This window comes from Pseudarthrobacter sp. RHLT3-21, from assembly GCF_059383495.1.
This window is the reverse complement of record NZ_JBWZCI010000031.1, coordinates 1-13,132: the sequence shown is the minus strand read 5'-3', so window position 1 is coordinate 13,132 and position 13,132 is coordinate 1. Positions and strand designations below refer to the sequence as shown.

At 65.2% G+C, this 13,132-nt stretch carries 10 protein-coding genes and 1 pseudogene; 7 read left to right on the top strand and 4 right to left on the bottom strand.

Annotated elements, in window-relative coordinates; all coding sequences use genetic code 11:
* Positions 1–8: 8 nt before the first annotated feature.
* From sufD to AC50YA_RS20995, 3 genes are read right to left on the bottom strand one after another with little or no spacing between them, the layout of a single operon-like run.
* Positions 9–1,295, bottom strand: coding sequence for a Fe-S cluster assembly protein SufD (sufD, locus tag AC50YA_RS21005; RefSeq protein WP_494984126.1), 1,287 nt, complete (start codon positions 1,293–1,295; stop codon positions 9–11).
* A gap of 2 nt (positions 1,296–1,297) precedes the next feature.
* Entirely contained in the window at positions 1,298–2,761 is a 1,464-nt protein-coding gene (gene sufB / locus AC50YA_RS21000; protein WP_185260505.1) for a Fe-S cluster assembly protein SufB, read from the bottom strand.
* Positions 2,761–3,603 carry a helix-turn-helix transcriptional regulator gene (locus AC50YA_RS20995; RefSeq protein WP_494984125.1) on the bottom strand — a complete coding sequence of 281 codons (843 nt, stop codon included), beginning with the start codon at positions 3,601–3,603 and terminating at the stop codon, positions 2,761–2,763. The genes sufB and AC50YA_RS20995 overlap by 1 nt, the downstream gene beginning before the upstream one ends.
* 106 nt (positions 3,604–3,709) lie before the next feature.
* Between AC50YA_RS20995 and AC50YA_RS20990 the strand changes: the two genes are divergently transcribed.
* The 3 genes from AC50YA_RS20990 to AC50YA_RS20980 are packed head-to-tail and all read left to right on the top strand — an operon-like array spanning position 3,710 to position 6,397.
* Positions 3,710–4,678, top strand: coding sequence for an ABC transporter ATP-binding protein (locus AC50YA_RS20990; RefSeq protein WP_494984124.1), 969 nt, complete (start codon positions 3,710–3,712; stop codon positions 4,676–4,678).
* Entirely contained in the window at positions 4,675–5,445 is a 771-nt protein-coding gene (locus tag AC50YA_RS20985) for an ABC transporter permease (protein WP_494984123.1), read from the top strand. The genes AC50YA_RS20990 and AC50YA_RS20985 overlap by 4 nt, the downstream gene beginning before the upstream one ends.
* Before the next feature lie 7 nt (positions 5,446–5,452).
* Positions 5,453–6,397: a COX15/CtaA family protein gene (locus AC50YA_RS20980; RefSeq protein ID WP_494984122.1), complete on the top strand. Its 945-nt coding sequence runs from the start codon at positions 5,453–5,455 to the stop codon at positions 6,395–6,397.
* A 174-nt stretch (positions 6,398–6,571) separates the two neighbouring features.
* Here the strand turns inward: AC50YA_RS20980 and AC50YA_RS20975 are convergent, their stop codons facing one another.
* Complete coding sequence (locus AC50YA_RS20975) at positions 6,572–7,531, bottom strand: heme o synthase (RefSeq protein ID WP_494984121.1); 960 nt, start codon at positions 7,529–7,531, stop codon at positions 6,572–6,574.
* 512 nt (positions 7,532–8,043) lie between these two features.
* On the opposite strand from AC50YA_RS20975, the gene tkt reads away from it, so the two are divergent.
* The 4 genes and pseudogenes from tkt to AC50YA_RS20955 form a co-directional block, all read left to right on the top strand.
* Complete coding sequence (tkt, locus tag AC50YA_RS20970; protein ID WP_494984120.1) at positions 8,044–10,161, top strand: transketolase; 2,118 nt, start codon at positions 8,044–8,046, stop codon at positions 10,159–10,161.
* Between the two features lie 23 nt (positions 10,162–10,184).
* Positions 10,185–11,300, top strand: a complete 1,116-nt coding sequence (gene tal, locus AC50YA_RS20965) for a transaldolase (RefSeq protein ID WP_494984119.1) — start codon at positions 10,185–10,187, stop codon at positions 11,298–11,300.
* 6 nt (positions 11,301–11,306) lie between these two features.
* A complete protein-coding gene (locus tag AC50YA_RS20960) occupies positions 11,307–12,941 on the top strand; it encodes a phosphoglucose isomerase-related protein (protein ID WP_494984118.1) in 1,635 nt (544 codons plus the stop codon).
* A gap of 15 nt (positions 12,942–12,956) precedes the next feature.
* Positions 12,957–13,132, top strand: a pseudogene (locus AC50YA_RS20955) (glucose-6-phosphate dehydrogenase); the annotation flags it as partial.

Sequence of the window (13,132 nt, the reverse complement as noted above, 5' to 3'; positions counted from 1 at the left end):
CGGGCCGTCTAGTTGTTCGTCACGGCGAGTTCGCGCTCAACAGCGTCGGTAAGCCGCTCTTCGAGGGCCGGTACCTTGATCTGCTGGATGATCTCGTGCAGGAAGCCACGGACCACCAGGCGACGGGCAACATCCTCGGGGATGCCGCGGGCCATGAGGTAGAACAGGTGCTCGTCGTCCAGCCGGCCGGTGGCGCTTGCGTGGCCGGCTCCCTTGATCAGGCCTGTTTCGATCTCGAGGTTCGGCACGGAGTCGGCGCGGGCGCCGTCCGTGAGCAGCAGGTTGCGGTTGGCCTCGTAGCTGTCGGTGCCTTCGGCTTCCTTGCGGATCAGGACGTCGCCGACCCACACAGCGTGGGCATTGCGGCCCTGCAAAGCGCCCTTGTAGAGCACGTTGGAGGTGCAGTTCGCCACAGCGTGGTCAACAAAGAGCCGCTGTTCCAGGTGCTGGCCGGCGTCGGCGAAGTAGAGGCCGAACATTTCGACTTCGCCGCCCGGGGCGGTGAAACGGGCCGACGGCGTGACGCGGACCAGGTCCCCGCCGAGGCTGACCACCACGTGCTTGAGCTTGGCGTCACGGCCGATCTTTGCCTGCTGGGAGGAGGCGTGGACGGCGTCAGCGTTCCATTCCTGGAGCGATATAACCGTGAGGTTGGCGCCATCTTCAACAACGATTTCGATGTTTTCGGACACAACGGCCGAACCCTGGTGGCCCAGGACCACAACGGCCTTGGAGAACTTCTCGGCCACGATCACCAGGTGCTGGGCTGCTGCCTCCGTGGAGGTGCCCTCGATCACGACGGTAACCTCGGTGTCGGCTTCAAACTCGGCCGGGATGGTGAGGACAGTGGCTTCGCTGAAGTTCTCCCAGGCATTGGCGGACACGCGGTCCTCCGGAATGCCTGCGGAACCGATGCGCTTGTCGCCGCGGGCCACGGTTTCAACGGTGACCTGCTCCGGGCCGCTGACGGTGACGGTGGGAGCCGCTCCCGCCAGGACCTCGCTGTGCAGGCCGCGCAGGCGCTTGAGCGGGGTAAAGCGCCAGTCTTCCTCAAGCCCGGTGAGCGGCTTGAAGTCCGCGAGGTTGTACGAGGTCAGCCGGCCGGCGCGTGAGCTGTCCGGAATGCCGACGCCGCCGCCGTGCGAGTGGCGCTTGACCGCTTCGCCGGCCAACGGGGCCTTGGAAGCATTGGCATTGATCGGGGACAGGCTTTCGCCCTCCTCCGTGAAACCGTTAATAAACGGCTGGGCCGAGGGCGCGCCGATGCGGGCCTTTTCAGTAGTGATTTCAGTCATCGTTATCCGACGGACCCTTCCATCTGCAGTTCAATCAGGCGGTTCAGCTCAAGTGCGTACTCCATCGGGAGTTCGCGGGCAATGGGCTCGATGAAGCCACGGACGATCATCGCCATGGCTTCGTCTTCGCGCATGCCGCGGGACATCAGGTAGAAGAGCTGCTCTTCGCTGACCCGGGAAACAGTTGCTTCATGGCCCATCACCACGTCATCTTCACGGATGTCGATGTACGGGTAGGTGTCCGAACGGCTGATGGTATCCACCAGCAGCGCGTCGCAACGGACGGTGTTCGCCGAGTGCTTGGCACCTTCACGGACCTGGACCAGGCCGCGGTAGGCAGCACGCCCGCCGCCGCGGGCCACGGACTTGGAAATGATGGAGCTCTTGGTGTTCGGCGCGATGTGTACCATCTTCGAGCCGGTGTCCTGGTGCTGTCCGGCGCCGGCGAAGGCGATGGACAGGGTCTCGCCCTTGGCGTGCTCGCCTACCAGGTAGACGGCCGGGTACTTCATGGTGACCTTGGAGCCGATGTTGCCGTCAACCCATTCCATGGTGGCGCCTTCTTCGCAGATGGCACGCTTGGTCACCAGGTTGTACACGTTGGTGGACCAGTTCTGGATGGTGGTGTAACGGACGCGGGCGCCCTTCTTCACGATGATTTCCACCACGGCGGAGTGCAGCGAGTCCGAGGTGTAGATCGGAGCGGTGCAGCCTTCGATGTAGTGGACGTAGGAGTCCTCGTCGGCGATGATCAGGGTGCGCTCGAACTGGCCCATGTTTTCCGTGTTGATGCGGAAGTATGCCTGCAGCGGGATGTCCACGTGGACGCCCTTGGGGACGTACACAAAGGAACCGCCGGACCAGACGGCCGTGTTCAGCGACGCGAACTTGTTGTCGCCCACGGGAATGATGGTGCCGAAGTACTCCTGGAAGATCTCCGGGTGTTCGCGCAGCGCGGTGTCGGTGTCCAGGAAGATGACGCCCTGCTTTTCAAGGTCCTCACGCAGCTGGTGGTAGACGACCTCGGACTCGTACTGGGCGGCGACGCCGGAAACCAGGCGCTGCTTTTCGGCCTCGGGGATGCCGAGCTTGTCGTACGTGTTCTTAATGTCCTCGGGCAGGTCCTCCCAGCTGGTGGCCTGCTTCTCGGTGGACCGCACAAAGTACTTGATGTTGTCGAAGTCGATGCCGGAGAGGTCTGCACCCCAGGTGGGCATGGGCTTGCGGTCGAAGTACTTCAGGCCCTTGAGGCGAAGATCGAGCATCCATTTCGGCTCGCTCTTCTTGGCCGAGATGTCGCGGACGACGTCTTCATTGATACCGCGGCGGGCGTTGGCACCGACGTCGTTCTTGTCAGACCAGCCGTACTCGTACGTGCCGATGCCGTGGAGCTCGGGATTCTTTTCCAGAATCTCCGAGATCACAGTGTCTTCGGCTACCGCTTTCTCTGATAGTTGGTCCGTCATCACGGCCTTTCTTGCTGATGGTTGGTTGCTTCATCCAGGCTGGCGGGGGCTGCCTGCGGGACCTGGGGTCCCCCGGCAGCCAGCCGGCCTGTGGGTATGTGGGTGGTGCAGACGTGTCCGCCGCGCGCCAGCGTGGACAGGCGGCGCACGTCAACGCCGACGAGACGGGAGAACACTTCAGTCTCCACATCGCAGAAGACGGGGAACTGGGCTGCCAGCTGTTGGATGGGGCAATGCCCCTGGCACAGCTGGACACTGGACAGTGCTGCCGGCAGCGGGGCCTTGGCCTCGATCGAGGCGGCCGACGCTACGAAGCCATCCCGGCTCAGCGCCGCGGACAGCGCCTGCGCCCTGGCGGTGATGTCCGGTCCGGCCAGTTCGACCTCCGGTGCGTAACGGCGTTCCATGTCGGCAAAACGTTCGACGGCGAACGCGCGGACTGCCTGTTCGCCCGCCACTGCCTGGAGCTGCTTGAGCGCGAGGGCGGCGATGTCGAGGTAATCGTTGCCAAGCGTGGACTGGCCCTGCGAGCTCAGGACATAGCGGCGGGCGGGACGCCCCGCGCCGGCGCCGGCCTTGGCCACGCGCTTAACCTCAATAACCCCGCTGCGGGCCAGATGATCAAGATGCCTCCGGACCGCGGCAGGCGTGAAACCGAGCATGTCACCGAGTTCCGCCGCGCTGATGGGGCCATGCTCAAGCACGGCACCAAGAACCCGGTCCCGGGTACGCTCGTCGGAGTCCGCCACCGGCACAGCGGCCACGTGGCCGCGGTCAGCGACAGTACGCGGCGCTCCGTGCCCGGCAAACGGCACAGCAGCAGCATTGGTCATGGAATACACAACACAATCATGTCGTAATTTAGTCCCCCATACTAGTAAGGTCAGGCTGACCTGCGGCCGGACTCCCCTGCGGCCCCGCCAGTACTACATCGCGTAGAATGCTGGGGTGCGATCCCCCGAATCCCCGGTTCTGTCCATCAGCGGGTTAATTAAGGATGTTGGTCCGCTGGCCAGCCTGGACGGAAAAATGCTCCGGGTGGTCAACGGCGTATCCCTTATGGCCGAACGCGGCCAGGTCACGGCCCTCCTGGGCGCCAATGGTGCCGGAAAAACCACCACCATCGAATGCGCCCAAGGCCTGCAGAAGCGCAGCGGCGGCAGCATCTCGCTGCTCGGCCAGGATCCGGGCCGATCGGGCGCTGACCTGCGGTCCCGCGTAGGCGTGATGCTTCAGGACGGCGGCCTCCCGCCGTCGGCCCGTCCCATCCCGCTCCTGCGGCACATCGCCGGAATGTACGCGAGGCCCCGCTCCGTTGACGAACTGGTGGAACGGCTCGGTATTGATACTTTCGCCAGGACCTCCGTGCGCAGACTCTCCGGTGGGCAGAAGCAGCGGCTCGCCCTGGCTGCGGCCCTGATCGGCAATCCGGAAGTCCTCTTCCTGGACGAGCCCAGCGCCGGCCTGGATCCCCAGTCCCGGCAGCTGGTCTTTGAGCTGATCTCGGAACTGCGAACCGGCGGGATGGGCATCATCCTGACCACCCACCTGATGGACGACGCCCAGCGGTTGGCGGATTACGTGTACATCATCGACGCCGGCAGGAACGTCGCCGAGGGAACTGTTTCCCAACTCCTTCAGCGGGACCCCGCCGTCGAGGCCGGCACGGACCACGTCCGCACCCTGGTGTTCGAGGCGCCCCCGGGGCTGGATTTCGCCGGCGTGCTGCCCGCCGCGATCGCCGTCACCGAAACGCGGGCCGGGAGCTACGTTGCCTCGGGTGCACTGACACCCGGCGATCTCGCATCGCTGACCGCCTGGTGGGCAGCCCACGACGTTATGCCCGGCTCCATGAGCCTGGCGGCACGAAGCCTGGAGGATGTCTTCCTGGACATCTCGGGAAAGGACATCCGATGACGGCTCCCGCAGCCGCTGCCACCCAGGGAGCACCTGCCACCCTGCTGCGCCGCATCCTGCTGCAGGGCAGGTACGAGTCACTGACCATGCTCAGGAACGGCGAGCAGCTGATCCTCGCAGTCGTCCTGCCGCTTCTGGCGCTGGTGGGGCTCACCGTCACACCCTTCCTTGACGGCTTCGGAGCCAGCCGGATCAATGTGGCTGTTCCCGGCATCCTGGCGTTGTGCGCAATGTCCACGGCCTTTACCGGACAGGGAATCGCCACCGGTTTCGATCGGCGGTACGGAGTTCTCCGGTTCCTGTCCACCACACCCCTGGGCCGGGAAGGCCTCATCGCGGGTAAGGTCCTGGCGGTCCTGGCGGTGCTCTGCATCCAGGTGGCAGTGGTGACACTGGTGGCGCTCCCGTTGGGCTGGCAGCCGCCTGCCGCCGGCTGGCTTCCCGGGTTGTCGCTGCTGGCCCTGGGCGCTGTGGCGTTCACCGCGCTGGGGCTCCTGGTGGCCGGCACCGTCCGGCCCGAGGCAACCCTCGCTATCACCAACCTGCTGTGGATTCTGCTGGGCGCCTTGGGCGGGATAGTTATTCCCGCGGAACGACTGCCCGCACTTGCGCAGGGAGCGGTCCAGTACCTGCCGTCCGGCGCACTCGGCGAGGCCATGCGCGAAGCTTTCCTGCACGGCTCGCTGAACGGCGGCGCCGCGCTTATCCTGCTGCTCTGGACTGTTCTTGCCGGAGCAGCAGCCATCCGTTGGTTCAAGTGGAATTGAGATATCCGTGAGCACGGCTTCACGCCTCCCCCAGATCGCCGGCCGCCTCGTCGCGAGGCTGCCCCGTACCGTGGACGCCAGCGTCCGCCGCCTCGCAGTGGCGTCCCTCGTTGGCCAGACCCTGCTGGTGGTGACCGGCGGTGCGGTGCGGCTGACCGCGTCTGGCCTCGGCTGCCCCACCTGGCCGCGCTGCACGGACACCTCCCTGGTCAACACTGCCGAAATGGGGATCCACGGCTTCATTGAGTTCGGCAACCGGCTCCTGACGTTTGCCCTGGCAGCGGTTGCGCTGGCCATGCTCGTGTATTTGTGGAACCTTCGCAAGGAACGCAGGGACCTCTTCCTGCTGGCGCTTGGCCTGCTGGCCAGCATTCCGGCACAGGCGGTGATCGGTGGCATCACCGTGCTGACCAACCTCAATCCGTGGGTGGTGGGCCTGCACTTCCTCGTTTCCATGGCCCTCGTGGTGATCGCCACGCTGCTCGTCAACCGGGCCTACGGCAGGACTGGCCGCCACGCCACCGCACAGCTCCCCGCTTTGCCGGGCGTCCTGCGTCCGGTGGCTGCCGCCGTCGGGCTTTTCTCCGCTCTCGCCGTGATGCTCGGCGTAGTAGTGACCGGCTCCGGCCCCCACGCCGGTGATGCCGACGCGCCCCGCAACGGCCTCGACTGGGACCTGTTCTCCCACATCCATGCCGTTCCGGCGTACGTGATCACGGCCGGAACCCTGTTCGCGCTGGTGCTTGTGGTTGTCCGCCGGATTCAGGGGCCGTTCCGCGTCTCCGTCCTGCTGCTCCTGGCTGTGACCCTGCTGCAGGCCGTCATCGGATTCACCCAGTACTACAACGGCATCCCCGCGTTGCTGGTGGGCGCGCACATGCTCGGCGCGGCGCTGCTGATGAGCGCGGCAACAAACACCGCCGACCTCGCCCGCACCAGCCCGGTCACGTAACCCTCCACCGCCTGACCCCGACGGAGTGCCACGGTTCCCTACGAACCGTGGCACTCCGCATTTAAGACCCTCTCTCACTTCCTGCACACAAACGAAGGAGGGCCTCTCTCACCTGGGTGAGAGAGGATCCTTGAAAAACCTGCAGGAACTGCGAGAGTGTTTGGTGGGGTGTTGCTAACCGATGATCGCTGATCCGACGAACGGATCCACTGCCAGTGCAATGAACAGCAGCGTCAGGTAGCTGATCGATCCGTGGAAGACCTTCATGGCGCGCTTGTCCGAGATGTCCTCGCGCTGCGCCCGGTTGTACAGGGAGTGCGACTCGTACAGGAACCAGGCACCCGCCAGGACTGCGGTGGCGGTGTAGACCCAGCCGGCGCCGCCGGCCGGGACCATCAGCAGCGAGCAGGCCACCATGGCCCAGGCGTAGAGGACTACCTGGACGGAAACCACCTTGGCGCCAGCAATGGCCCCAAGCATGGGCACGTTGGCGTTGCGGTAGTCCTCGCCGTAACGCATGGAAAGCGGCCAGTAGTGCGGCGGCGTCCAGAGGAAGATGACCATAAACAGGATGACGGCCGGCCACTCGACGGTGTTGGTCACGGCGGCCCAGGCAATCAGCACCGGGAAGCAGCCCGCGGCTCCACCCCACACAATATTCTGTGCAGTGCGGCGCTTAAGGATGATGGTGTAGATGACCACATAGAAGAAGATCGCGCCCAGCCCGAGCCACGCGGCCAGCGGGTTGGCCCCGAACCAGAGAATAACAATGGCGGCCGCCCCGAGCAGCCAGGAGAAAACCAGCGCCTCACGAGGCGTCACCTCGCCGGTGACAAGCGGACGGTTCTCGGTCCGGTGCATCAGTTTGTCGATGTCGCGGTCGAGGTAGCAGTTGAAGGCACCGGCGCTGCCGGCAGCAAAGGCGCCGCCTACCAAGGTGGCCAGGATCAGCCCGATGGGCGGGAAACCGCGCTCGGCGTAGATCATGGTGGGCAGGGTGCTGACCAGCAGCAACTCGATGACACGCGGCTTGGTGAGGGCGAAATACGCCTTGGCCTTACGGGCGAACCCGGCTCCCCCTCTGGTGCGGGAAGCATTAAGCGGCGTATCTGTTGTGCTCACGGTGGCAGTCACCCGTTCTGGTTGGCAGTTCTGTCTGGCGGTGCAGCTGTGTCTTGCGGCCGTTCGCCGGGCAGCCCGCCAATGGTCATCAGAAGAAGGTCCCGGCAACGCCCGGGGTCTGCCACCGCCCTAATGAGGGCCCGGCAACCGGCATCGGCCTCCAAATATCATACCGTGCGCATTTGTAACAGATGCCCCCTGATTAGGCCCTGATGATTGCGCGCAGGGTGATTCGAGCAGATTAACTCAACCTCACGAAATGGCGATGCACATAAGGGGAAATTGCGTCCAAAAGGTGAGATTTGCACTGACCGGAGAGTGGAATGGAGCTAAGCTGTCACCAGATCAGCACGAGGCGGCAAGGCGTTGGAAAACGCGTTCCCACAGCCCTGCTGAATGATAGATCAACGTTTCGATGGTGAACGGCTGGTACACACCGCAGCGGGCGCCACAGCGTGCCCCTGAACCGATCCCGTGTACCGCCCACCATCAGCAAAGAGAGGGGCCCGGTTTTCGTGCCACATTTGGAAGAGCAAGAACTGTCATGGACCAGCTTGGACCAGCGCGCAGTGGACACCATCCGCGTTCTGGCTGCGGATGCCGTGGAGAAGGTCGGCAATGGCCACCCCGGCACGGCCATGAGCCTGGCGCCCGCCGCATACCTTCTCTTCCAGAAGCTGATGCGCCACGACCCGCGCAACCCGGACTGGCTGGGACGCGACCGTTTCATCCTGTCTCCCGGCCACACGTCGCTGACCCTTTACATCCAGCTGTTCCTGTCCGGCTACGGCCTGGAACTGGACGACCTTAAGGCGCTCCGCACCTGGGATTCCCTGACGCCCGGGCACCCGGAGTACAAGCACACCGCCGGTGTCGAAATCACCACCGGGCCGCTGGGCCAGGGCCTGGCCTCCTCGGTGGGCTTCGCCTACTCACAGCGCCGGATGCGCGGCCTGTTCGACGCCGACGCTGCCGAGGGCACGTCCCCGTTTGACCACATCATCTGGGTCATCGCCTCCGACGGCGACATCCAGGAAGGCGTGACCTCCGAGGCTTCCTCCCTGGCCGGGCACCAGGAACTGGGTAACCTCGTAGTGATCTACGACGAGAACCACATCTCCATTGAGGACGACACCGACATCTCCTTCACCGAAGATGTCCTGAAGCGTTACGAGGCCTACGGCTGGCACACCCAGCGCGTCGACTGGACCGAGACGGGCGAATACGTCGAAGACGTCCAGGAGCTGTACTCGGCCCTGGTCGCCGCGAAGGCTGAGACCTCCAAGCCGTCCATCATCTCGCTGCGCACCATCATCGGCTACCCGGCGCCGAAGAAGCAGAACACGGGCAAGATCCACGGTTCAGCCTTGGGCGCAGATGAAGTCGCCGGCCTCAAGGAGGTTCTGGGCTTCGATCCGGCCAAGTCCTTCGAGGTGGACCAGGACGTCCTGGCGCACGCCCGCTCCGTAGTTGACCGCGGTGCCGCGGCCCGCAAGGAATGGGATGAGTCCTTCAACGCCTGGCAGGCAGCCAACCCCGAAGGCGCAGCACTCCTGCAGCGCATCGAGGCCCGCGAACTGCCCGACGGCCTGGACGCCGCACTTCCGGTCTTCCCGGCCGGCAAGGACGTCTCCACCCGCGCGGCTTCCGGCAAGGTGCTGAACGCACTCGGACCGGTCATGCCGGAACTCTGGGGCGGCTCCGCCGACCTCGCCGAGTCCAACAACACCACCATCGAAGGCTCGCCCTCGTTCGTGCCCGCCTCCAAGCAGACCGATACCTGGTCCGGCAACCCCTACGGCCGGGTCCTGCACTTCGGCATCCGTGAACACGCAGCGGCGTCGATCGTGAACGGCATCGCCCTGCACGGCCGGACCCGCGCATTCTCCGGCACGTTCCTGATCTTCAGCGACTACCAGCGCCCCGCCATCCGCCTCTCCGCACTCATGGGCGCCCCGTCCCTGTATGTCTGGACGCACGACTCCATCGGCCTCGGTGAGGACGGCCCCACCCACCAGCCGGTGGAACAGCTCGCTTCCCTGCGCGCCATCGTGGGCCTGGACGTGGTCCGCCCCGGCGATGCCAACGAGGTCGCCGTGGCATGGAAGACCATGCTGGAGAACCACGAAAACCCGGCCGGCATTGTGCTGACCCGCCAGAACATCCCCACCTACGCCCGTGGAGAAAACGAAGCCGACGGCGATACGTTCGGTTCAGTTTCCGGCGTCGCCAAGGGCGGCTACGTCCTTGCTGAAGCATCCAAGGACGGCGCCACCGTGCACGCCGACGTGATCCTGATCGGCACCGGCTCCGAGGTCCAGCTGGCCGTCCAGGCCCGCGAAGCCCTCCAGGCTGAAGGCATCGCTGCCCGCGTTGTTTCCATGCCCTGCGTCGAGTGGTTCAACAAGCAGGACGCCGCCTACCGCGAGGCCGTGCTCCCCGCTGCCGTCAAGGCCCGCGTCTCCGTCGAGGCCGGACTGGCCCTGGGCTGGAGGGAATTCGTCGGCGACGCCGGACGTTCCATCTCGCTCGAGCACTACGGCGCTTCCGCCGACTACAAGCGCCTTTTCCAGGAGTTCGGCATCACCGCGGAGGCTGTCGCCGCCGCTGCCAAGGACTCCCTCGCTGGCCTGCAGGCCTGAACCAGATTCTAGGAGATATCACTATGACTACCCCTACACAGCAGCTCTCCGACGCCGGAGTATCCATCTGGCTCGATGACCTTTCCCGCAGCCGCCTTGATACCGGCACGCTGCAGAAGCTGATCGAAGAGAAGAACGTTGTTGGTGTGACCACCAACCCGTCCATCTTCCACGCCGCCATCACGGCCGGCACGGACTACGACGCCACCATCGCGGCCCAGGCAGCAGCCGGCGCCAGCGTCGAAGAGACGATCTTCGAGATCACGACCACCGACGTCGCTGACGCCTGCGACCTCTTCGCACCGGTGGCAGCAGCCACCAACGGTGTTGACGGCCGCGTGTCCATCGAAGTTGACCCGCGCCTCGCCTGGGACACGGCCGGCACCATTGCCGAAGCCAAGCACCTATACAAGAAGGTCAACAAGGACAACGTCCACATCAAGATCCCTGCAACCCTTGAAGGCCTCGAAGCGATCACCGCTACCCTGGCCGAGGGCATCAGCGTCAACGTGACCCTGATCTTCTCGCTCGAGCGCTACCGCGCCGTCATCAACGCTTTCCAGTCCGGCCTTGAGCAGGCCAAGGAAAACGGCCACGACCTGTCCAGGATCCACTCGGTCGCTTCGTTCTTCGTTTCCCGCGTGGACTCCGAAATCGACAAGCGCCTTGACGCCATCGGCACCGACGAGGCGAAGGCACTCAAGGGCAAGGCAGGCGTGGCCAACGCACGCCTGGCCTACCAGGTCTACGAGGAGCTCTTCGCCACCGAGCGCTGGGCACTGCTGGCTGCAGCCGGCGCGCTCCCCCAGCGTCCGCTGTGGGCCTCCACCGGCGTCAAGGACCCGGCTTACCCCGACACCCTGTACGTCACCGAGCTGGCAGCCCCCGGCGTCGTGAACACCATGCCGGAGAAGACCCTCGACGCAACGTTTGACCACGGCGTCGTCACCGGTGACACTGTCTCCGGCACCTACGCGGAGGCCAACGCAACGCTGGACGCACTGGACGCGCTGGGCATCTCCTACAACGAGGTTGTCGCGCTCCTCGAATCAGAGGGCCTGGACAAGTTCGTGGCCAGCTGGAAGGAACTGCTGGCCGACGTCGAAGGTGCCCTTGCCTCTGCACGGAAGGCTTCCTAACCCACTATGAGCACTCTCAGCTACGACGCCACCGGTGCCGCGCAGCAGGCACTCGAGCAGCACCTGCCCGCCCTCGTGGCGGACCGCATTGCCACCCGGATCTTCGCCAAGGACCACACCCTGTGGGGTCCCGACGCCGAGTCCGAGTCCGCTGTCCGCCTCGGTTGGGTTGAGGCGGCCACCGTCTCACAGGCCCTCGTGGCCGGCATCCTCGAACTCCGTGATGCCCTCAAGGCTGACGGCGTGACCCGCATCGTGCTTTGCGGCATGGGCGGATCTTCACTGGCTCCCGAGGTCATCGCCGGCACCGCTGGCGTCGAGCTGACAGTGCTGGACAGCACCGACCCCGACCAGGTCCGTGCTGCCCTCGCAGACCGGCTGGCCGAAACCGCGATTGTGGTTTCGTCCAAGTCCGGTTCAACCCTGGAGACCGACTCCCAGCGCCGGATCTTCGAGCACGCCTTCACCGAGGCCGGCATCGATGCGAAGAGCCGGATCATCATTGTCACCGATCCCGGTTCCCCGCTGGATAAGGCCTCGCGTGAGGCCGGCTACCGTGCTGTCTTCAACGCCGATCCCAACGTGGGCGGCCGCTACTCAGCCCTCACAGCATTCGGGCTGGTCCCTTCGGGCCTGGCCGGCGTGGACATCCAGGCTTTCCTGGATGAGGCTGAGGAAGCCGCCGAGATCCTGAACGAGGACGCCGCCGAGAACATCGGGCTGGCCCTCGGAGCGGCCCTGGGCGGAACTAATCCGCTGCGCAACAAGATTGTCATCGCGGAGGACGGCTCGGGCATTGTGGGCTTCGCGGACTGGGCCGAACAGCTCATCGCCGAATCCACCGGCAAGCTCGGCACCGGCGTCCTGCCGGTGGTGGCCGGACCCACGTCGCCGGAGGTCACCTCCGGTGCAGCGGACGTCCTGGTAGTGCGGCTGGTAGCCGCGGATGCCGACGTCGAACTCGGTGAGAACGAGGTAGCCATCGCCGGTGGCCTGGCCACCCAGATGATGGTGTGGGAGTTCGCCACCGTCGTGGCCGGACGACTGTTGGGCATCAACCCGTTTGACCAGCCGGACGTGGAGGCAGCCAAGGTTGCCGCCCGCGGCCTGCTGGACGCCCAGCCCGAACCGACCCCTGCCGAATTTGTTGACGGCGCCATCGAGGTCCGCGGCGGGGACTGGCTGGGCAGTGCAGCCACTGCGGAGGAAGCCGTCGGCGCCCTCCTCGGAACGCTCAACGAGGACAGCTACCTCAGTGTCCAGGCCTACTTTGACCGGCTGGCCTTCGCGGAGCTGGAAGGCATCCGCGACCCTCTTGCCGGCGTCAGCGGCCGTCCCGTCACGTTCGGCTGGGGTCCGCGGTTCCTGCACTCCACCGGTCAGTTCCACAAGGGCGGACCCGCGATCGGAGTCTTTCTTCAGGTCACGGCCGCGCCTGCGGAAGACCTGGCCATCCCGGACCGACCGTTCACGTTCGGGGAACTGATTTCCGCCCAGGCCGCGGGCGATGCCCAGGTCCTGGCCGGACATGGCCGCCCCGTCCTGCGACTGCACCTGACCGACCGCGCCGCCGGAGTTGCACAGCTGCAGGAGATCATCGCAGCACTTGCCGCCCGGTCAGCTTCCGTCACCGAAAACTAAGGCTCAACAGCAAACATGCCAGAAACTGAAAACGGCAGGAATTCCGCGACACGTTCCGGAAAATCTGGCCGCAACCCGTTGAGGGATCCTCGTGACCGTCGTCTGAATCGGATTGCCGGTCCGTCGTCGTTGGTGCTCTTCGGGGTGACCGGGGATCTTGCCCGTAAGAAGCTCATGCCGGCCGTGTATGA